The organism is Sphingobacterium sp. G1-14 (assembly GCF_002196555.1).
Lineage (GTDB): Bacteria > Bacteroidota > Bacteroidia > Sphingobacteriales > Sphingobacteriaceae > Sphingobacterium > Sphingobacterium siyangense.
This window is the reverse complement of record NZ_CP021381.1, coordinates 1,843,855-1,866,107: the sequence shown is the minus strand read 5'-3', so window position 1 is coordinate 1,866,107 and position 22,253 is coordinate 1,843,855. Positions and strand designations below refer to the sequence as shown.

Here is a 22,253-nt window from a genome sequence, read left to right as displayed (position 1 = left end):
ATTTATCTAAGTTTGTACTATACACATTATGAAACAGACACAAGAAATAAAAAGTTTTTTCTATAGCCAATATTTTGCAGATGGACTCCGAATTACCATCGGATGTATCGTGCCTGTCCTGATCTTTGCAACCATCGGGCAATTTACCAATGGAACCATTGTCTCTCTGGGAGCGCTTTTAGTAGGCTTATCGGATACCCCCGGTGCCCCTAGCCATAGAAGGAAAGGAATGATTGCGGGTGCGATATTAACTACTTTAACTTTTATTTTAACCAATATAGTCAATCAAAATGTATATCTATTAGCAATTTTTATCGGCGTAGCCTGCTTTATATTTGCCATGTTTGCGGTTTTCAATGGAAGAGCCGCCAACGTAGGTCTCATGTGCATCCTGATGATGTTGATCCATGTGCAGATTCACTACCCTCTTGCAGAGGCCATCAACTATCTAGGTTTCTACACTTTAGGTGGTTTATGGTATATCGCCATTAGTCTTTCCATCACCCAAGCACGTCCTTACAGGCTGGCCGAACAGGAACTATCAGAAACAATTCGCTATGTTGCTGATTACATCCGGCTAAAAGCTAATTTTTACGATGCTAAAATTGATAATGATAAAAACTACCTCAAACTGATCGACAAACAAGTTGAAGTCAATCAGCATCAGGAAAACCTACGGGATGTATTGTTTCAAAGTAAACGATCGATAAAAGACACCACAAAGGTAGGACGTTATTTAACCCTCGTTTTCAACGATATTGTCGATCTCTTTGAGCAAAGTATGGCGGCGCACTATGATTACAATACCATCAGCGAACGCTTTGGACCTACAGGAATCTTGGAAGATTTCAAAAATGTGATTTTAAAATATACCAATGAGCTTGACAATTTAGCCTATCAGCTGAATACAAATACACAGCCAAAACCACTGTATGATTTCGACTCGGATCTCAGTCGTCTTCACACTAAAATTGATCAACTGGATAAAAATCAACAATACAGCACATTTGCTTTACGCAAGGTGTTGATTAATTTGCGTGACCTGGTTCGCCGGATCAAAAATATCTATGGTTACTCGCATCTACAACCTGACGATGTCAAAAGAAAGGAAATTGATGACGCAAAACGCTTTGTTCAAAGCTCTGCAATTGATTTTAAGAAGTTCCGCGAAAATCTTACCCTAAAATCCACCATCTTTCGGCACGCCTGCCGTATGGCAATTGTCATGTCGGTCACCTATTATGTGTTTGAGGTCACCAATATCACCAATAATGTATACTGGATCCTCCTCACCATTATGGTTATCCTAAAACCTGGCTTCGGACTCACAAAGGAGAGAAATATCCAGCGTCTCATCGGCACAACGATAGGTGGACTCATCGGAGCCCTCATCCTGTTAACCATCCATGACCCAACTATACTATTTGTTCTCTTGGTATTCTTTTTTCTGACGGCATATAGTTTATTCCGCGTCAACTATGTTATTGCGGTACTTTTTATGACACCCTATGTATTAATTATGCTGAGCTTCGTCAGCGCCAATACCCTCGACGTCACGAAAGAACGCATATTGGACACCTTTATCGGGGGCATGATTGCATTCTTATCCAGTTATATTATTTTTCCAAATTGGGAAAGCATGCAAGTCAAGGAGTCTATGCGAAAGCTACTCATTGCCAACTACAATTACATCTTTCAGGCATTGAAAGAAATTGCAGGCCAAGCGCCTTCCATCACGGATTACAAACTAACCCGCAAGGCAGTCTACGTCGAAACGGCCAATATGGGTTCGACGTTCCAGCGCATGCTTACCGAACCCAAGAAACGTCAAAAATATAGTAAGGAAGTCAATAAATTCGTCATATTCAACCATATTTTAGCTTCTTTTTCGGTGACATTAATGAACCATCTCGACGAAATGGACAATAATTATATCAATAAGGACCATGTCCGGACGATCCGAAAAATATTAAGCTCCTTGGAGCAGTCCATTCAACTGCTACATTCTGACGATAGCGTCAATGCATTTATTCCTTTGGCGATCGAAATTCCCAACGACCAATTTGATAATACAGATGTCAGTTCGGTTGATGGGCAGCTATTGACCGAACAGCTGGACTTTCTCAATAAAATTGCGCAGGACCTGCATAAAATAGTTCAGGACCTTCATGCTAAAAGCACAGCAATGTCAGAAAATGAACTGTCTAAGGCTTTAAGCTGATTTATTCTTTAAAATTCTCGACATTTATACCATGAGCGATACGATAACACGGTACGACCTGATTATAGTTGGCGGCGGGCCAATTGGCTTAGCTTGCGCCTTAGAAGCCAAAGAAGCAAATTTAAACTATCTTATTCTTGAAAAAGGCTGTTTAGTCAACTCACTGTATAATTACCCCCAAAATATGACCTTCTTCTCTTCCTCCGAAAGATTAGAAATAGGTGATATTCCCTTTGTCACAACCAACCCCAAGCCAAAACGCATGGAGGCTTTGGAATATTACCGACGTATACAGCAAAAGTTCGCACTGAATACCCATCTTTTTGAAGAAGTACTGGAAATTAAGAAAGAGGATACGGAGTTCCTGGTCAGTAGCAACAAAAGCATGTACCTGACCAAAAAAGTCATCATCGCCACAGGTTTTTATGACATACCGATGTTGCTCAATATCCCGGGCGAAGAACTTCCCAAAGTTAGGCATTACTACGATGATCCACATTATTATAGCAGCCAGAAGGTGATCGTTGTCGGCGCCAGTAATTCATCCATTGATGCAGCGCTTGAAACCTACCGAAAAGGAGCGCAAGTTTCTTTGGTGATCCGTGGTAGCGAAATCAGCCGTCGGGTAAAATATTGGGTTAAACCTGATATTGAAAATCGAATTGCTGCTGGTGAAATCGATGTGTATTATAATAGCCACTTAACAGAAGTTACTCCAACTTCTGCACATATCCAAACACCAAACGGTATCGTCGAACTCGATAATGATTTTGTACTGGCTTTAACCGGCTATCGCCCGAATTTTGATTTTTTGAAAAAGATCGGAATTGATATTCCCCAAGAGGCACCTTGCATTCCTAGCCATAATGAAGAAACAATGGAAACAAATATAGCCGGGATTTATTTGGCAGGCGTCGTTTGTGGTGGCTTAAATACCCACCTTTGGTTTATTGAAAATTCACGAATTCATGCCAAACAGATTATCGAACATGTTCGCTCAACACTTATTTAACGACTTGAAAACGTAAACCATTTAAGAAGATTTTCATCATTTTCTTCTGTAAACTGAGAATATGATCGAATTCTTCTTTTGTTGGGAACAACATGTTTTTCATATCCTTTAATATGCCCATACGCATACCGAATAGTGAATACAGAAGAATCCGCGCAGTTTCATTGATATCTTCAACCTGTATCTCCCCAGCATCGATACCAATATTGAGAATCTTCTCAATAATTTCTACTTCACGTAGATAAGATTCTTTGAACACCTGCTCCAACTCATCCGGAAGCTCTTTCACCATCTTCATGGTGTATTCAAATAAATTATAATATTGATTGATAATCTTGACCCGCATATCAATAGAATACATCATGATCTCCTCAAAGTCGCCTCCCTGCGCAATGACATCCTCGATATCCTCGATCATTTTATCAATAACGTATTCGAAAACTGCAGAATATAAGCTATTCTTATCGGGAAAATAATAATACAGCAATGCTTTTGAGAAATTGAGATCTTTGGCTATTTCCGACATCGTTGTCTTAGCCATTCCAAAATGTGCAAAGCGCCTCGTCGCAGCTTCTAGAATTTTGATTCTTTTTACATCTGCATTACCCATTAAACTTATATTTTTTATCGTTAAATAAACGGTTTATACTATCTTTACCGATTATCATGCTAAAGATAGCTGATTTTTTTGAATTTCTGAAAACTAAAGTCAATATGAAATTAAACATTCAATCGAATATATCTTTAAAAGCTTTCAATACGTTTGGAATCGAAGAAAAGACAAATTTTCTAATCGAAGTGAATGACAATGAAACATTGACCGAAATTTTTAAAAATGATATTTTTAAAGAGAACTTTTTTGTTCTTGGAGCTGGTAGCAATGTCCTTTTCACCAAAGCATTCGAAGGATATATTATTCGAATGAACAGCAAGGGTATACAAGCAAAGCTAGATGGCGACGATGTCTATGTCACAGCGCAAGCTGGAGAGATCTGGAATGACTTCGTTTGGTACTGTATCGAACATAATTACGCTGGCATTGAAAACATGGCCCTGATTCCCGGCACTGTCGGGGCTTCACCCGTGCAAAACATCGGTGCCTATGGTGCGGAGTTAATGTATGTCTTTCACGAATGTCAGGCTTTCGATACGCATACCGGCAACTTTGCCACATTCAAAAAAGAAGATTGCAATTTCTCCTACCGTGACAGCATCTTTAAAACAGCTCATAAAGGACGGTTTATCATTACCCAGGTAACCTATAAGCTTAGCCGAACAGCTCATATCAATACAACTTATGGTGCAATAGAAGCCGAACTCGCTAAAGAAAATATAACGAACCCAAGTATTGCCGATATCGCAACCATTGTCTCCAAAATCCGTGTAGAAAAGCTCCCTGACCCAAGTACAGTGGGAAATGCCGGAAGTTTCTTTAAGAACCCCGTAGTTACAGCATCGACTTTTGAGCCTCTTCAGAAAGAATACCCCACAATACCGCATTATCCAATGCCTAATAATGAAACAAAATTGGCTGCTGGATGGTTAATAGAACAATGCGGTTGGAAAGGAAAAGAATATGGACAAGCAGGTGTATGGAAAAATCAGGCACTTGTACTAATAAATAGACAAAACGCTACAGGACAGGAAATTTATAATCTATCGGAACAAATCATAAGTGATGTAGCCAACAAATTTGGCATTAAGCTGGAGCGTGAAGTTAATTTACTGTAAAGATTTAAAAAAAGTAAAAATATTTTTTTTAAATCTGAAAGTGAAAGAAAAACAGGCTTCACTTTAGTAAAACATCACTTTGAGCTAATTTTATTTACTTAAAGTTAGCCTGCGCAAACGTTTGCTCTGCTTAAAATAATCTTAAAATTATATTAACAAATCTAATTTTGCTATTTTTGGCGCATTATTTGCCTCATACTTAATGAACCGCATTTTATAAACGTACTGTTTTGTAAAAAGAACAGTTATAATTCATTAAGCTATGACAAAGAATGAATTTGACACCATGGTTATTGAGCAATCGGACTCATTAAAACTCTACGCCAGAAATTTTACCAGTGATTACGAAGATGCCAACGATCTCGTTCAGGACACTATCCTGAAAGCTGTGACCTATTTTAAAAATTTCAAAGAAGGAACCAATTTGAAAGGATGGCTTTACACCATCATGAAAAATACGTTTATTAATAACTATAGACGTATTGTGAAAACCAATTCTTTCATTACGAAAGACGAGGATATTTCTAACGCTAACCTCCTATTATCCGCCTCCTCAAATCAGGGCGAAAGCAAATTTGTCATGGAAGACATCCATGAAGCTTTATCTAGTCTTTCCGAAGAATACTACATCCCATTTTCACTGTACTTTGAAGGGTTTAAATACCACGAGATATCTGAACATTTAAATATCCCTATCGGAACGGTAAAAACAAGAATACATGTCGCTAGAAAATTAATGAAAAGATCACTATCGGCATATAAAGTAGCCTAGTTTTTCTATCTTCGCCTTTTTACAATTACGAATGGCAGAAGAATTATCGGAATACAGCAAAAGCCAACTGGCTTTACGTAATGGTCAGGACAAACCACAGATCTGGGTTGCTTATCGCGGATTTATCTATGATGTCGGAGAAAGTAGACTGTGGAAAAACGGGATGCATTACGAACATTGGGCCGGACAAGATCTAACTGAGGAGCTCCAAGAAGCCCCTCATTCAGAATCTGTATTTTCAAAATTTCGGATCGTCGGAAAACTGAAAGATCAATGATTATAAATTAAACTGAGATAGGGCAACAAAAGCATTCAAGCGCTTTTGTATGTCCTCTTCGGTAAGATCAACCAAACGATCTGTTCCAAATTTCTCTACACAGAATGAAGCTAGCGCAGAACCAAAAATTAACGCGTTCTTCATGTTTGTAAAGTTTATACTTTTTACTTTGGCAAGATAGCCAATAAAACCTCCTGCAAAGGAATCCCCCGCGCCAGTTGGATCAAACACATCTGCTAATGGTAGAGCTGGAGCAGAAAAAATCTGATTCTCTCCAAAAAGAAGCGCACCGTGTTCACCTTTTTTGATAATTAAATATTTAGGTCCCATTGCTAAAATGGCTTTTGCAGCTTTAACCAGAGAATACTCTTCTGACAGCTGTCTCGCCTCTGAATCATTGATGGCTAACACATCAACTTTTAGAAGTACCTTTCTTAGATCATCCATGGCAACATTCATCCAGTAGTTCATCGTATCCAGAACCACCAGCTTAGGTTTGTGTACCAAGCGCTCCAACGTTGTTAATTGTATTTGAGGTGTAAGATTACCCAAGAGAAGATACTCACAATCCTGATAACTTTCAGGAATAATTGGATCAAAATCAGCCAATACATTTAAGTCTGTCGCCAAGGTATCACGGCTATTCATATCGTTATGATACCTGCCTGACCAAGAAAAAGTTTGCCCACCAGTAATCACCTGGACACCCGTAACATCTATACCACGGTTCCTGATAAGATCGAGATTGTCATTTCCAAAATCCTCCCCAACAACACTGACCAATTTGATTTGATCACATAGATATGATGCCGCCAAACTAGCAAATGTACCGGCACCACCTAGAATTTTGTCAGTTTTACCGAACGGTGTTTCTATTGTATCGAAAGCCACCGTACCAATAATTACTAAACTCATAGTTTTTTAATAAGCATGGTAAACAAAAAAACCGGCGTAAAGCCGGTTTCAATATTGCTCCTGAAGCTGGGCTCGAACCAGCGACCCTCTGATTAACAGTCAGATGCTCTAACCTGCTGAGCTATTCAGGAATTTATTTTTCGAGAAATTCCTTTCTCATAGAGTGTACAAAAGTAGTACATTTTAATTTTATTTGCAAATAAAATATTTGCATTGTTGCTCCTGAAGCTGGGCTCGAACCAGCGACCCTCTGATTAACAGTCAGATGCTCTAACCGGCTGAGCTATTCAGGAATGAAAAATTGAATATTTTAAAAACCCCGGTTATGTAAGTTATTAAATTGCTCCTGAAGCTGGGCTCGAACCAGCGACCCTCTGATTAACAGTCAGATGCTCTAACCTGCTGAGCTATTCAGGAGTGTTTTTTCAATTTTTCCGGAGACCCTATCGCGTTTCCGTGATGCAAGTATCGGAAGATTATTAGAATACTACAAATTTTTTGAGCACATTTTTTACAACTTCCTAAATTCCAATTAGAATAATTTATTTTTATTTTTCATACTGCTCCACAAAATCCCCTTTTCAGCACTTAAACCAACATTATCCTCCTTTTACCTTCAATAGCTATTAGCTGATCAATGGGCAATATTGTAAATTCAGTACGATTATAGTAGCACACCTTTCAAAATAAGCGTCGCTACACTAAAATAAATCAGCAAACCTGTTACGTCGACTAATGTCGACACAAAAGGCGCTGAAGAACTCGCAGGGTCGGCCCCAAGCCGTTTCATCACAAAAGGCAACATAGACCCCATCAACGATCCCCAAAGGACAACGCCGACCAGGGACAAAGAAATAACCAATGCAACCAACACCCAATACTCACCATAGCTATGCGCAAAAGACTGCCATGCCATAATCCTTATAAAACCCAGCGCTCCCAAAATAAGTCCCAGCAGCAAACCCGACAGAATCTCTCTTCGCATCACACGCCACCAGTCCCCCAAGGTAACTTCCCCCAAGGCCATCGCCTGAATAATTAATGTTGACGCTTGCGAACCGCTGTTCCCACCACTGGAAATAATAACAGGCATCAGCGCAAACAACATAATCGCACTTGCCATTTGCTCCTCGAAGTGCTCAATAACTGTAGCGGTCAAAAGTTGCCCCAAAAAAAGCACAATAAGCCAACCAGCTCTTTTCTTGACCAAGTTCTTAATAGACACATCCAGGTAAGGCTCATCCAAAGCCTCTGTTCCCCCGATACGCTGCATATCTTCCGTGTACTCCTCGTTTGCTACCCAAAGAATATCATCGACAGTCACTATCCCCAACATAACCCCCTGTTCGTCGACAACAGGCAAGGCCACTCGGTTATTCATCCGGAAGATGTTGATTGCTTCCTCCTGGGGATCGTAAGCATTAAGCGAAATCAGACGATGATCGATCAGTTCGCCAACGACTCTATCTGGCTCCGCCATCAGCACATCTTTAATCCGAATATCATCTACCAGCTTCCCATTTCCATCAATCACATAGAGTACATCTATCGTCTCCGAATCTCTGCCATAACGTCTAATATGTCCCAATATTCGTTCAATACTCCAGTGCTCTTTTACGGTAATATAATCGGGGGTCATTAGACGCCCAACGCTATCTTCTGGATAGCCCAACAACGCCAATGCTTCAACACGATCTTTGGGTGGTAATAGTAAAATTAAATGCTTAATATCGTCCTTCATTTCTGAAAAAAAAGAAGTCCGATCGTCGGGGGGTAACTCGTTAATTAGTGCGCTAATTTTCGCTTTAGAAAGCTTCTTAAAAATCCTGTTTTGAGTAGGAAAATCCAGAATACGAAAAACGTTAACTGCGCGATTCAAATTTAATGATTCAATAAATAGTGAGCCATGTTCGGGCAACTCATCAATCAGCTCCTCTACTTCTGAAATATTTAATTCATTCAAAAATTCTTCCAGCCCAACAAGATCTCCACTTGCTATCAATTGCTCTATTTGATTCACCTGCATTTCCAGTTCTTCCATATCTCCTATCAATTTAAAAATCCTACATCTACACAAAATTTATATGTTACAAAAATCGCTTTTTTAAAGTAAATTCTGCATAAAAAAATAAATAATAAAAACCTGCTGCCTGTCGCTGTAATTGGGATAAATACCCCCGCACAACGTTCAATGCTCAAATCAAAAACAAGACATTTTGTCATCAACAAAAACTAAAGAGAAAACCGTTCTCGCCAATAACTTCAACAGGTCTAGACAAAAGAAAGACGACGAAATTTATCGTCTAATCACCGATCCATTTTTTTATCGAATAAAATAAATCAGACGACACCCAACTCACCAACAGCGCCCCCAAAAGCAACAACCCACGGTCGTCAGATTTTTATACAAAAAAAGCAAACAAATTTTCCAAACACAGTCTTAGAATCGCCAATTATTTAAGTATATTCGCCGTATGCTTTAACCTGTTCAATATAGCGCATTTTTTCAGAACAACCCATTATTATCAGGTTATTTTAAAGAAAAAACAGGATAAAAAAAGCAAAACATAAAAAACATAAAGACCTAATATTCAAAGAAAAAACAATTTAAAACAGAACCTAAAATTCATATAAACAGGAATAATAAAACTAAAAAAAATAGCAAACACACGATATACAGAAATTAATGAGACATAAAAACATAATTATCAATACATTATCATTATTGTCATTAATAATATATTCACAAAAAAGTTCGGCTCAATTTTTTGAAGACAGCCAAGCCCCTTTAAGCCAAAAATGGTATAAGATTGAAACGAAGAATTTTCAACTTATTTTCCCCGAAGAAATGAAGAGCAAGGCCCCTACCCTAGCTGACCAGGTTAACCGATCGCTGCGTACAACTTCTAGAAACTACAAAATAACACCACGGAAAATTCCATTCATTATCCATAACACGAATCTACAAACGAATGGTTTTGTACAGTTGTCTCCACGTAAATCTGAACTGTACAGCACCGCCGGAGCAGAGCCAGACAATCAGACCTGGCTACCCAATTTGATCCTGCATGAGTCAAGACACGTAAGTCAATTTGACAAATTGACAGGCAAACTACGCGCTCCATTTTTTGAACAATTAGCCCTAGCCTACTATGGACTGACCGTCCCTTCTTGGTATTTCGAAGGGGATGCAACGCTAACAGAAACGATATATTCGGAGGGAGGAAGAGGAAGATTACCCGCTTTTGAAATGCCAATCAAAGCAAACTTTCAATCGAATCACAACTATAGTTTTAATAAATATTTACTGGGATCCTATAAAGATATTGTCCCGAGTTACTATACAATCGGCTATCTGATGACCTCCACTTTAAAATCAGAATTACCCTCGAATTATGAAGCCGACCTCTTTTCAGAGCTTAACAAAAAACCGCTATACCCCTATAATATCAATCGCGTTTTAAAGAAAAAAATAGGTGGAAATAGTGCCTATTTATACAAGAAAACAATAGCAAATTTAGATGCCATATGGAATAAAAAAACAAGCGATTATCAATACCAGAAGTACACAGAAATAAACAAAAAAAACAACAATTATTACAACAGTAATTTATTGCCGAAACACAAGAACGGTCTGATCTATTTTATTAAACAGAATCCACAAAAGACCAATGCAATTTACACCTATGATACGGCAACAAACACAGAAAATAGGCTCGTCAAAACCGGCATACAGTTGACGCCACATTTTGACGTAAACAGCAATTACATCTTATGGGATGAGCTGCATAAAGATCCGCGTTTCAACAAGAGAACATACAGCGTCATCAATATCATGAATCTCAAAACAGGGAAAATTAACCAGCTCAGCAAACAGACGAGATATTATTCACCTATTTTTAGCCCACTAGACGAAACCATCGCCTGTGTTGAGGTAGATTTATCCAACGACAGCTATCTGACGCTTATAAACCTTAAAAACAACAGTATCATCAAACGGATTAAAATAGGTAATGCCGAACAGCTCCAACACCCAGCTTTCAACCCCCAAGGAGATAAAATAATAGGTATACGATTATCCCAATATGGAACCGCATTATGTGAAATTGACCTGAATAATAACAAAATCACCAACCTGACACCATGGGGTAACCAACAATATGAAAGACCGCAATACCTTTCAGGTATGAAGATTATCACAAAAGCTAACTTCAATGGTATCGATAATATCTACACTATTGATCTCTTATCTGGTAAAAAACAGCTGCTGACAAAGGCACAGTTTGGCGCGTTCAACCCTTTTTACGACAAGGACACAAGGCAATTATTCTTCAACGATTACCAATACAATGGCTACAAAATCGCCCAAACATCCATAGACACAACATTTGATATCCGTCCCGAAACAGATTATTTTTCGCATTACTATAGCACAGCACTAATGAAAGACAGCGTAAAAAATATCGCTTCAGTCTCAGTAGATACTAGTCAGCACTACCAAATTGTTCCCTATCGTGGACTAGGTAGAACGTTTAATTTCCATAGTCTTTCGCTAAGTAGCAGCAATTTTGAAAGCTTCGACAATTTTAAACCCGGAGTCTTCTGGTTATCAAACAACATCTTAAATACCACACAAATTGCACTGGGATATGAATATGATACCGACATCCGAAAAGGAGTATATTCGGCAGAACTGACCTACAACAAGTACTTCCCAAAATTCTCACTACGTTATGAAAACAGAGGGCAAATCGCAGCAGCAAGCATCCCTAATAAACCGGACAGTAGCATCCGTTTCGACTGGCGCGAGCATTATATATCGTCACAGATCTCCATCCCACTCTCCTTTTACAGAAGAGACTACGTCTATTCCACTGGGTTCAACCTGGCAACAGCTTATCTAAGGCGCTATGATCTTAGCCGAACAGATGTCAAAAACTTTAATTACGAGACTGCATTTCCATTAACATACCAGCTTTACCTCAATCGCAATGCGCGTATGGCCAGCATGGATCTCTACCCAAGATGGGGGCAAAATTTTAGCGTCACCTATCGGCATACCCCCTTCGAAAACAATGCAAAAGGTGAAATTCTATCGGCACGAACAGTATTTTATCTACCTGGATTCATGAGCAATCACGGCTTTCAAATCAGACTGAGCGCCCAAACAGGATCAGGAATTTATCAATATATCAACGACATCCCTTTAGTGAGTGGATTTAGCTACTACAAATATGAAAAAATAAAAAACACAGTATTGGTTAACTATCGCTTCCCCATAGCTTATCCCGACCTTGGATTAGGATCCTTAGCTTATATTAAACGTGTAAAAGGTGGAATATTTGCCGATTATCAAAACATACACAAACACAGGGAGATTTCACCAAAAAGTTTTGGGGCCTATCTATCGCTTGATTTCAATGCTTTCAGATACCCACTTCCAGACTTCGAATTCGTCGTTAAAGGCACCTATATCAATGACAACACGACAACGCAACGTATAGTTCCAACATTCAGTTTAAACTACACCTATTAAGGATGAATCGCCCAGTTAAAATTCAGTGCCAAAGCATAATGATCCGACAAGGGCAGCCCTTTAATATTAGTGAATAGATTATTTTCTATGTTATAATCCCGGGCAGTAAGACTTAGGTGACTGCTGCTCCGGTAAAGAATCTTATCGATAGATTCGCTCTGATTGCCGATAGACAACATATGTGGAGGCTTAAACTCATGCCGCACCTCTGGTACTAAGCCTCCATTTTCGAGCTCAACCCAGCTGTCAACCAATGTTGTGGAATCCATAAAATCATGCAGATTATCATCACAAAAACTATAATGTGCATTAAAATCGCCCATTACTATAAGTGGCTTATCGCTCGAATGCTCTCCGATATAATCACGTAGCTGATTGAGATTATCCCGACGTGCACTCGAAGCTTTCCTGCTATTCTGTGCGTTCGCATGAACGTTATAAACATCCAACCAGACTTCAGGAACGATTTCTATCTGAACTAGGGTAAAGCCTTTCGGTGTTAGAAAATCTGCTCCCGTACGTTTCTTCCAGGGTACGCGAACAACATCGGTCATTGGAAAATGAGACAAGGTATTGAGACCATCACCAAAGGGAACACGCCCTTTGGTTCTTGTGCGATATGGATGTAAATTCCCGCCCCAATATAAACTTCTATTATAATTGAAATCCTCCTGTACATTAACAATATCAAAAGGATTGATCTTCTTTCCAATTTCAGCAATACTTCTACTTCTGCCTGTAATCGCAGAAGAAATAATCCCGGGCAAGCCCGCTACATTATACGTCAGTACCGAAAAAAAACCAGAACTACCTTTTTCTTTACTCTTATTAGCATCCATCAATATCTGCATATATAACCCATGTCATGATAAATTTAGCAAATACAATAAAAACTCACCAGTACTACACAAACATTTAACAGATAATTGATTTAATCTGACATTACATCAATAGTTTAGTACATAACACAGATCTTTTTTAATAAAAAAGGGACAACATAACGTTGTCCCTTTTCTAAAAATTTGATTTATATTAATCTTCAAGTGCCTTCACACCTGGAAGAACTTTTCCTTCCATGTATTCCAAAAGCGCACCACCACCTGTACTGACGTAACTTACATCCTCAGTCATACCAAATTTACTTACCGCAGCAGCTGAATCACCACCCCCTATTAAAGAGAATGCACCATTTTTCGTTGCTTCCACAACAGCATCAGCAACAGCTTTGGTACCCTTAGCAAAGGTATCAAATTCAAAAACACCCATCGGACCATTCCAAAGAACTGTTTTAGAATTCTTGATGATCGCTGCGAAATTTGCAGCAGACTCCTGCCCGATATCAAGACCTTGCAAATCTGCCGGAATTTTATCATTTGGTCCATCATACACATTGGCATCGTTTGAAAATGCATCTGCAATCTGAGCATCCGTAGGAATAACCAGGTTTACACCTTTTTCCTTCGCTTTTTTCACCAACTCATTCGCTAAATCAAGTTTATCAATTTCAACCAATGATTGACCAATTTCACCACCTCTAGCTTTGATGAATGTATAAGCCATACCTCCACCGATCAAAAGATTATCAACTTTATCCAATAAGGCCTCAATTAACTGAATTTTATCAGAAACTTTTGCACCTCCCATAATAGCCGTAAAAGGTCTAACCGGATTGTTTAATACTTTTTCTGCGTTTCCAACTTCTGCTGCCATCAAGTAACCGCTATATTTAGCTCCCGGGAAAAATTGTGCAACAATTGCTGTCGAAGCATGAGCCCTGTGCGCTGTGCCGAAAGCATCGTTTACATAGATATCACCTAATTTTGACAACTTTTCTGCAAACTCAACATCTCCCTTTTCTTCTTCTTTATAGAAGCGAAGGTTTTCTAGCAATAAAACCTGACCAGCTTGTAAAGCTGCAGCCTTTTCTACAGCCTCTGTACCGATACAGTCATTGGCAAACTGAACATCAGTACCTAAAACCTGTGAAAGATGAGCAACAATATGTTTTAATGAATACTTATCAGTAGGACCATCTTTTGGCCTTCCTAAGTGGGACATCAATATCACGCTTCCACCATCATTCAAAATCTTCTTTATTGTTGGAGCCGCTCCCTGGATACGATTATCATCCGTAATATTGAAATTTTCATCCAAAGGCACGTTGAAATCCACACGTACCAAGGCTTTTTTACCTGCAAAATTTAAATCGTCTACTGTTTTCATTATGTAACTTTATTGATTTGGGATTAGGTCGTTTTGTCAAACGAACAGCTAAATATAAAAAAAAGCATTTGCTTTCATTAGAAATAATTATTTATTAATGGCAATTCTTACCTTGGATCGAACTTCTCGTCACACAACGTAAGAATTACCTCTATCGTCATAAATCATAATAATCTATAACCATCCGACGATTGGACTCCCTTTGCGAATCAATTGCTAGTGAATCTCAACGCTATAAGGCAATCTCGCCTGCACACCCGTCTGTGCGGTAGCTTTTTTCATGACATCAAAATAACGATAGTATTCGCCCATTTGCTCTTTTGCAAGCCAAACTTGGACTTTTTCTTTTGAGTTATTCAATATTGAGGTAAAAGGATCCTCTTTCTCCGGATACTGGGACACTTTGTATTTGCTCAAGTTGGCCTTTTTAGCGGCAGCCTGAATAGCGGCATCCAAGTTTCCGAGACGGTCAACCAATTTATTGTTCAGTCCTTGCGCACCGGTCCAAACTCTTCCCTGCCCAATACTATCAACATCAGCAATGGATAATTTACGGCCATCCGCAACAACTTTCGTAAATGTACCATATACTTTATCAACTTCCCGCTGGATGATATCCCTTTCTTCTGCTGTCAACGGGCGATCAAAGGAAGTCATCAAATCGGCAAACTTACCCGTTTTTACACCATCGTAATGTACTCCAATCTTATTGTTCATCAGATTTTGGAAATTAGGAATCACGCCAAATACGCCAATAGATCCTGTAATCGTGGTTGGTTCGGCAAATATCGAATCCGCTGCCGCTGAGATATAATACCCTCCTGATGCAGCTAAATCTCCCATGGAAACAATGACAGGCTTCACTTTCTTGGTCAAGATAACCTCCCGCCAAATAATATCTGAAGCCAAAGCAGATCCACCTGGTGAATTAACACGCAAAACAACAGCTTTAACCGCATCATCTTCTCTTAATTTTCGTAGTTCGCGGGAGAATTTATCACCGCCGATTTGGCCAGGTCCAGTACCCTCACCGTCAACAATTTCTCCGGCAGCATAAAGAACCGCGACTTCAGATCCACTCGCATCGTCTTTTATCTTTTTATTATAATCCAGTAGAGAAACAAACGATATTTCATCTTTTTCCGAAATTTTCAAACGTTTTCTCAAGTCTGACAAAAGTTCGTCTTTATACAACTTGGCATCCGCAAGCTTATATTTTACCGCATCGTCCGCATCCCGAACACGATAGTCATTCGCTATAGCCCGTAATGAATCCGCAGCAATATTTCTGCTCGCTGCTATTTCATTAATAAAAGTACTGTATATACTTCCCAAATATGATGTTACCTGCAAACGATTGGGATCACTCATTTTATTCAAAAAGTAAGGTTCAACGGCACTTTTAAATGTACCCACCTTCACAATCTGCATCTCTACCCCAACCTTATCCAAGAGGTCCTTATAGAACATCGTAGAACTTGCCAAACCTCTAAAATCAATCGTTCCTTGTGGATTAACATATACTTTATCAGCAATGCTCGCTACATAATAGGCCTTTTGGTCATACCCGGCATTATAAGCAACAACAAATTTCCCGGTTTTCTTAAAGGCCAAAAGTTCGTCCCTTAATTCCTTTAAGCTCGCAAAACCAACACCGATATGACTAGCATCTAAATAGATCCCTTTAATATTCCCATCCGTAGCTGCATACTTGATCCTCGCTAAAATATCGTCTAGTCCAATATTTTTAGTGGAATAACCTGGAAGATTGAGACTACCCAAAGGATTTGCTTCACTTCTCTCTGTAATATCATAATCAAAAGATAGGTATAAGACCGAGTTGCTTTTAACAACTATCTCCTGATCAGAGGACGCCGAACTGATGATCGCCCCAATAATTCCCATCAAAACAATAAACAACACAACAAAAGAGATCACAATCCCCGTAATTGTTGCCAGTACGTACTTAAAAAATGATTTCATATTTTGTAATTAAATCCGATCCATAAGATATCTTCCAATAGAAAGACCTATTTTTCACTAAAGGTAATGCAATATTTTTTATTCACCCAGTCTTTTATTTCAACTACAACATATTTTATTCGCGAAATTAAGATGCCTAGCCTGAAAAAAAACTTACATATCCAAAGATCATGAATACCCTAAATCCAAAGAAATAGCCGAAATTCAAACAACTAAGTTCCACAAAAGCTTAATTTAGCATTATGAATAAGATTTATATACTTTTGGGCACTAACCTTGGAGATCGTTTTCAACAGCTTGATCTAGCAAGAAAACAACTTGAAACACATGTTGGAGCAATTATTGAAGTTTCTTCGATCTATGAAACAGCGGCCTGGGGAGTTGAAGACCAACCGGCCTTTTTGAATCAGGTCGTTTTAATAGCGTCCGAGTTACAGCCTTTGGCATGCTTAGATCTAACACAACATATCGAACAGGAATTAGGACGTATCCGTATAAAAAAATGGGGTGAAAGAGTAATTGACATCGACATACTCTACTTTAACCGGGAAATCATCGACTTGCCCTCACTGCAGATTCCACACCCTTATATCGCCGAACGGAGGTTCACACTCGAACCATTGGTAGAAATAGCTCCGGGTTATATCCACCCCGTTTACAAAAAAAATAACGTATATTTATTGGATAAATGCACAGACGACTTACCTGTAAAGAAAATTAGCGACGATGAACCATATCGACATTGAACTGATCCGCCAAAACATGTTTGACAGCCACGAATTAATCAAACAATTTGTATCCATGTATCTTATTCAAACACCTGTAGATCTCGACAAGCTCCGACAGGCGCTGGCTGAAGGTGATCTTCAAAAGATTGGTGATACAGCCCATCATATCAAACCGACAATGGACTATATCGGCGCCTTTCACTTAAAAGAAAAATTTGAGGAATTAGAGACCAATGCAAAAAATGAGGAGTCTCTCGAGGGCCTTCAGGCCACCTTTGATATTATAGATATCGAAATGAAAGAGCTCCTGTTTGAATTGGAACAATATGAAAAAACGATCTAAACAAGATCGTTTTTTTTATTAAAATGCAATGCCGATAATAGGAAATATAGAACTAAAATAATCGGTAAAGCCATAAATTGACCAACAATAAACAAGATCAACGTCAAGATCAAAAATATAAAGCGAAACTTATTCGTTTTCCAGTCCATCGAACTAAATTTCATCGAAAACAACCTAATTTCACTCACCAGAAGATAACTGGTTAGAAGAATACTAACGATTAATACAATCGGATTTAAAACCAATTGCGGGTACTTGTCTGCGATATAAGGCAATGAAAGCACATAAAATGTATTCATTGGCGTATTCAAACCAATGAAATCAGAAGTTTGACGCTCATCCAGGTTGAACTTCGCTAAACGTAAGGCTGAGAAAACAGTAATGATATAGCCCAGATAAGGCAACAGAGAGCCGTCAGGAAATACCTTTGTCAATAAGGTAAACATGATTGTCCCAGGTAAAAAACCGAAACTGACCATATCGGCCAACGAATCAAGCTCTTTTCCGATTGGTGATTTAACATGAAGAAGTCTTGCCACCATTCCGTCAAAAAAATCGAATATCCCGGACGCAAAGACACAAATAGTAACCACTTGAATATTGCCTTGCAATGCCATCAATACAGCGATACAGCCACTAAATAAATTTAGGCAAGTCAGTAGATTTGGGATATGTTTTTTCATTTACAGGATCTATTTTTATAAAAAAAGCCATCATTCGATTAAAATGATGGCTAAAATATCAAAATTTGATGGGATTACCCATTCATACTGATCAAAAATTCTTCATTTGATTTAGTTCCACGCAATTGACCTTGTAAAAATTCCATGGCCTCTGTAGAATTCATATCAGATAAGTGGTTACGAAGTACCCAAATACGTTGTAATGTTTCTTTGTCTGTCAATAGATCATCACGACGTGTACTGGAAGCTGTGATATCGATCGCAGGGAAGATACGTTTGTTAGCCAACTTACGATCCAACTGTAATTCCATATTACCTGTACCTTTGAATTCTTCAAAGATAACTTCATCCATTTTAGAACCTGTATCTGTTAATGCTGTTGCTAAAATTGTCAATGAACCACCGTTTTCGATATTCCGGGCAGCACCAAAGAAACGTTTTGGTTTATGTAAAGCGTTAGCGTCCACACCCCCTGACAAAATTTTACCAGACGCAGGCGCAACTGTGTTATATGCACGAGCCAATCTTGTGATTGAGTCTAACAAAATAACGACATCATGTCCACACTCTACCATACGTTTAGCTTTCTCAAGCACAATATTAGCGATTTTCACGTGGCGGTCAGCCGGCTCATCAAATGTTGAAGAAACAACTTCAGCACGCACACTTCTCGCCATATCAGTAACCTCCTCAGGACGCTCATCGATTAATAAGATAATCAAATAAACTTCTGGGTGATTCTTTGCAATAGCATTTGCAACCTCTTTCAACAAGTTTGTTTTACCCGTTTTCGGTTGAGCAACGATTAATCCACGTTGACCTTTACCTATAGGCGTAAATAAATCCATGATGCGCGTAGAGTAATTTCCAACGCCCATATCCAAATTTAAACGCTCATCAGGGAACAATGGTGTCAAATAATCAAATGGCACACGGTCACGAACCTCAGCAGGATTTTGTCCATTGATAGCCTCAACCCGTACCAAAGGGAAGTATTTTTCACCCTCTTTAGGTGGGCGGATACAACCACGTACCGTATCTCCCGTTTTCAAACCAAATAATTTGATCTGAGATTGGGATACATAAATATCATCAGGAGAAGTCAAATAGTTGTAATCTGATGAACGTAAGAAGCCGTAACCATCAGGCATAATCTCCAATACACCCTCATTAACGATCACATTATCGAAATCTGTACTTGAAGAAGTGTTTTCTGCTTTAGGAGTTTGTGTTGCTTTTTCAGGTTGGGGACCTTTATCTGCTGATGGTGCGTCTTCGGTTGCAACCGGGGTTTCGTCATGCTCAGAAACTTCACGTTTTCTTACCGTGACAGGTTCCGCAGTCTTTACGGTCCGCACACGTTTACGTGTACGTTCAGCATGTTCCTGATTATCATCCTCTACTTTAGCTGCTTTTTCAGCTGGCGCTGGAACTGCTTCCTCTTCCCCACCGGTATTGCTAATTCTTTCGATTAATTCTTGTTTACGCAATTTATCAGCATCTGCGATACCGATCAACTTAGCAATCTCGCGCAATTCCGATACGAGTTTAGCGTTTAATTCGTTAATATCCATTAATGTGTTGTGTATGATTTTTGGATTTTTTTTTGAGCTTTTTTCTGAATTCTGATTACACACTTAAACAAGTTTCCATGATTAAATGTGATGAAGAACTTAATGATTTCTTTTAAACCCGAAGTGGATTAAATATTGAGAACCTAGACAAAGAAAAAAACAAATTTTGTTATTTCAAAATATTTCAAAAAAAATATTTACTATTGTAGCTAGTAAAACGATTTAACAACATTTTTAGATTGAATTTTATATTTTTTTCATAAGTTCGTACCTTTCAAAATTTAAGTTTTTAGATCCCTTATATGGAACAGCAACAAACTAAAACCAATTACCCCGCACTCTACACATTGATTATTGTGTTTTTCTTTTGGGGGTTCATTGCGGCAGGGAACAGTGTTTTTATACCGTTCTGCAAAAATTACTTTCATTTAGACCAGTTTCAATCCCAGTTAATAGACTTTGCTTTTTATACAGCCTATTATATTGGTGCATTGTTACTATTTATTTTCAGTTCAATCGGAGGAAAGGACCTGGTTGGAAAATGGGGATATAAAAAGAGTATCGTTTACGGTTTACTTTTCTCGGCCTTGGGTGCAGCAGCCATGATTGTTGCTGTCGAAGTAAACTTGTATGTTGGTATGCTATTGGGATTATTCGTTGTAGCTCTTGGTTTTTCATTACAACAGACTGCAGCAAATCCATTTGCCGTTTTATTGGGTGATCCAAAAACGGGTGCTTCCCGCGTCAACCTAGGTGGCGGTATTAACTCATTCGGTTCTACAATAGGCCCCTTGATCATAGGTTTCTCTTTATTCGGCACATTCGAACCTGTTTCAGATTCAGAAATTGCCAATCTTCCATTAAACAAGGTTGTATATCTTTATGTTGGAGTTGGTTTATTGTTTCTTTTAGCAGCTGCTTTATTCAACTTTAGCAAAAAGGTCCCAGCTGGAATCAGTGATGAGCCAATGGAAAAAGCCAATAAGGCATTACGCACATTGATCATTATGACCATCTTGTTGTTTGGCATGTTTGCTCCTGTTTTCTTGAGTTATAAGAGTGACTTGGCTTTACATATTGAACAATTACACCAACAGGTATCAAGTTTAACGGATCAGGTTCAGATCGATCAACTCAAATTACATATTAAAGAAGTTTCTCAACCCCTAGAAATGCAACGCATGCTTTGGCTTGGCGGTGCTTTAGTTGTAGTTATTGGCGGCTTATTATTTTCTAATAAAAGTGCTAAAAAAAATCCGGAAGGTTGGGGTGCAATGAAATACCCCCAATTAGTATTGGGTATGCTCGCCCTATTTATATACGTTGGTGTTGAAGTAGCTATTGGTAGCAATTTAGGTGAATTATTAACGTTGAAAGAATTCGGCAATCTGCAATCATCGGAGATTACACCTTATGTATCTATGTATTGGGGCAGTATGATGATCGGACGTTGGGCTGGTGCAATTACTGCATTTAACTTAAGTAAATCTACGAAAAAGACATTGTTGATTATTGTACCTTTAATCGCATTTTCGATTATTATTGGCGTCAATACACTTGCAGGATTTGAAATGTCTCACTTATACTATTATGTAGCATGTATTGTACTTCAGATTATAGCATTTTACATCAGTAAAGAAAAACCAGCTCGTACATTAATCACTTTTGGTCTATTTGCAATCATTGCCATGATAATTGGCTTATTATCGTCTGGCACTGTAGCAATTTATGCCTTCTTGTCGGGAGGACTTGCATGCTCAATTATGTGGTCCTCGATTTTCAGTTTATCGATTGTAGGTTTAGGTAAATATACCGCTCAAGGTTCGGCATTTCTTGTCATGATGATTCTTGGTGGTGGCGTACTTCCTCCGATTCAAGGAAAATTAGCAGATGTCATCGGCATTCATAACTCCTATATTTTACCTTTGATTGGGTTTTCTTATATTGTTTTCTTTGCGATATTTGTTAGGGGAATATTAACCAAACAGGGAATCAATATTGACGAAATAGAGGCTGAAGGGGGGCATTAATACCCCTCACTAATTGTAAATAGTACACTATTTAAACAATTTTATTACACAGCTCAAAAACTGGCTTAACAACATCGTTAGGCCAGTTTTTTTATATAGTCACCAAAGGACAAAAATTTATTTTTTGAAAAATACGCGGATAAATTATGATATTTAAAATTAAAAAATGTATTTTCGGGGAATTGATTAATGAATTGATTACTCATTTTATAACGATAAACACAA

17 protein-coding genes and 3 tRNA genes are annotated in these 22,253 nt (G+C 38.5%); 9 read left to right on the top strand and 11 right to left on the bottom strand.

What is annotated here, in order from left to right; translation table 11 throughout:
- The first annotated feature begins 28 nt into the window (after positions 1–28).
- Both CBM24_RS07750 and CBM24_RS07745 read left to right on the top strand, forming a co-directional pair.
- Positions 29–2,221, top strand: a complete 2,193-nt coding sequence (locus tag CBM24_RS07750) for an FUSC family protein (protein ID WP_232475717.1) — start codon at positions 29–31, stop codon at positions 2,219–2,221.
- 31 nt (positions 2,222–2,252) lie between these two features.
- On the top strand, positions 2,253–3,233 hold the full coding sequence (locus tag CBM24_RS07745; protein WP_088160764.1) for a YpdA family putative bacillithiol disulfide reductase: 981 nt from the start codon (positions 2,253–2,255) through the stop codon (positions 3,231–3,233).
- Here CBM24_RS07745 and CBM24_RS07740 read toward each other — a convergent pair.
- Positions 3,226–3,843, bottom strand: coding sequence for a TetR/AcrR family transcriptional regulator (locus CBM24_RS07740; protein ID WP_075991750.1), 618 nt, complete (start codon positions 3,841–3,843; stop codon positions 3,226–3,228). The two genes, CBM24_RS07745 and CBM24_RS07740, sit on opposite strands and share 8 nt — an antisense overlap.
- A 104-nt stretch (positions 3,844–3,947) precedes the next feature.
- Between CBM24_RS07740 and murB the strand changes: the two genes are divergently transcribed.
- The 3 genes from murB (at position 3,948) to CBM24_RS07725 (ending at position 6,013) form a co-directional block, all read left to right on the top strand.
- Positions 3,948–4,964, top strand: a complete 1,017-nt coding sequence (murB, locus tag CBM24_RS07735; protein WP_088163488.1) for a UDP-N-acetylmuramate dehydrogenase — start codon at positions 3,948–3,950, stop codon at positions 4,962–4,964.
- A 262-nt stretch (positions 4,965–5,226) separates the two neighbouring features.
- The gene (locus CBM24_RS07730) at positions 5,227–5,736 is read left to right on the top strand and encodes an RNA polymerase sigma factor (RefSeq protein ID WP_046671910.1); all 510 of its coding nucleotides are present in this window, start codon (positions 5,227–5,229) and stop codon (positions 5,734–5,736) included.
- 31 nt (positions 5,737–5,767) lie between these two features.
- Complete coding sequence (locus CBM24_RS07725; protein ID WP_088160763.1) at positions 5,768–6,013, top strand: cytochrome b5 domain-containing protein; 246 nt, start codon at positions 5,768–5,770, stop codon at positions 6,011–6,013.
- Here the strand turns inward: CBM24_RS07725 and CBM24_RS07720 are convergent, their stop codons facing one another.
- From CBM24_RS07720 to mgtE, 5 genes are all read right to left on the bottom strand, one after another.
- Positions 6,014–6,928, bottom strand: coding sequence for a PfkB family carbohydrate kinase (locus CBM24_RS07720; RefSeq protein WP_088160762.1), 915 nt, complete (start codon positions 6,926–6,928; stop codon positions 6,014–6,016). It lies immediately after the preceding gene.
- A gap of 57 nt (positions 6,929–6,985) precedes the next feature.
- Positions 6,986–7,059 (bottom strand) — tRNA-Asn (locus tag CBM24_RS07715).
- An 88-nt stretch (positions 7,060–7,147) separates the two neighbouring features.
- Positions 7,148–7,221, bottom strand: a tRNA-Asn gene (locus CBM24_RS07710).
- A 50-nt stretch (positions 7,222–7,271) separates the two neighbouring features.
- A tRNA-Asn gene (locus tag CBM24_RS07705) sits at positions 7,272–7,345 on the bottom strand.
- A 247-nt stretch (positions 7,346–7,592) separates the two neighbouring features.
- The gene (gene mgtE, locus CBM24_RS07700; protein ID WP_088160761.1) at positions 7,593–8,969 is read right to left on the bottom strand and encodes a magnesium transporter; all 1,377 of its coding nucleotides are present in this window, start codon (positions 8,967–8,969) and stop codon (positions 7,593–7,595) included.
- Between the two features lie 684 nt (positions 8,970–9,653).
- On the opposite strand from mgtE, the gene CBM24_RS07695 reads away from it, so the two are divergent.
- Positions 9,654–12,464 carry a hypothetical protein gene (locus CBM24_RS07695; protein ID WP_232475716.1) on the top strand — a complete coding sequence of 937 codons (2,811 nt, stop codon included), beginning with the start codon at positions 9,654–9,656 and terminating at the stop codon, positions 12,462–12,464.
- On the opposite strand, the gene CBM24_RS07690 is transcribed toward CBM24_RS07695, so the two are convergent.
- The 3 genes from CBM24_RS07690 to sppA all read right to left on the bottom strand — a co-directional run bounded on the left by CBM24_RS07690 (position 12,461) and on the right by sppA (position 16,670).
- A complete protein-coding gene (locus CBM24_RS07690; RefSeq protein WP_088160759.1) occupies positions 12,461–13,315 on the bottom strand; it encodes an endonuclease/exonuclease/phosphatase family protein in 855 nt (284 codons plus the stop codon). The genes CBM24_RS07695 and CBM24_RS07690 overlap by 4 nt on opposite strands.
- A gap of 181 nt (positions 13,316–13,496) precedes the next feature.
- Complete coding sequence (locus tag CBM24_RS07685; protein ID WP_088160758.1) at positions 13,497–14,687, bottom strand: phosphoglycerate kinase; 1,191 nt, start codon at positions 14,685–14,687, stop codon at positions 13,497–13,499.
- 216 nt (positions 14,688–14,903) lie between these two features.
- Positions 14,904–16,670, bottom strand: a complete 1,767-nt coding sequence (gene sppA, locus CBM24_RS07680; RefSeq protein WP_088160757.1) for a signal peptide peptidase SppA — start codon at positions 16,668–16,670, stop codon at positions 14,904–14,906.
- A 242-nt stretch (positions 16,671–16,912) separates the two neighbouring features.
- On the opposite strand from sppA, the gene folK reads away from it, so the two are divergent.
- The gene (gene folK, locus CBM24_RS07675) at positions 16,913–17,416 is read left to right on the top strand and encodes a 2-amino-4-hydroxy-6-hydroxymethyldihydropteridine diphosphokinase (RefSeq protein ID WP_088160756.1); all 504 of its coding nucleotides are present in this window, start codon (positions 16,913–16,915) and stop codon (positions 17,414–17,416) included.
- Positions 17,397–17,741 carry an Hpt domain-containing protein gene (locus tag CBM24_RS07670; RefSeq protein WP_088160755.1) on the top strand — a complete coding sequence of 115 codons (345 nt, stop codon included), beginning with the start codon at positions 17,397–17,399 and terminating at the stop codon, positions 17,739–17,741. The genes folK and CBM24_RS07670 overlap by 20 nt, the downstream gene beginning before the upstream one ends.
- On the opposite strand, the gene pssA is transcribed toward CBM24_RS07670, so the two are convergent.
- A complete protein-coding gene (gene pssA / locus CBM24_RS07665; protein ID WP_088160754.1) occupies positions 17,738–18,424 on the bottom strand; it encodes a CDP-diacylglycerol--serine O-phosphatidyltransferase in 687 nt (228 codons plus the stop codon). The genes CBM24_RS07670 and pssA overlap by 4 nt on opposite strands.
- Positions 18,425–18,498: 74 nt before the next feature.
- A complete protein-coding gene (rho, locus tag CBM24_RS07660) occupies positions 18,499–19,998 on the bottom strand; it encodes a transcription termination factor Rho (protein ID WP_088163487.1) in 1,500 nt (499 codons plus the stop codon).
- A gap of 302 nt (positions 19,999–20,300) precedes the next feature.
- Between rho and CBM24_RS07655 the strand changes: the two genes are divergently transcribed.
- Complete coding sequence (locus CBM24_RS07655; RefSeq protein WP_088160753.1) at positions 20,301–22,028, top strand: MFS transporter; 1,728 nt, start codon at positions 20,301–20,303, stop codon at positions 22,026–22,028.
- Positions 22,029–22,253 lie beyond the last annotated feature (225 nt).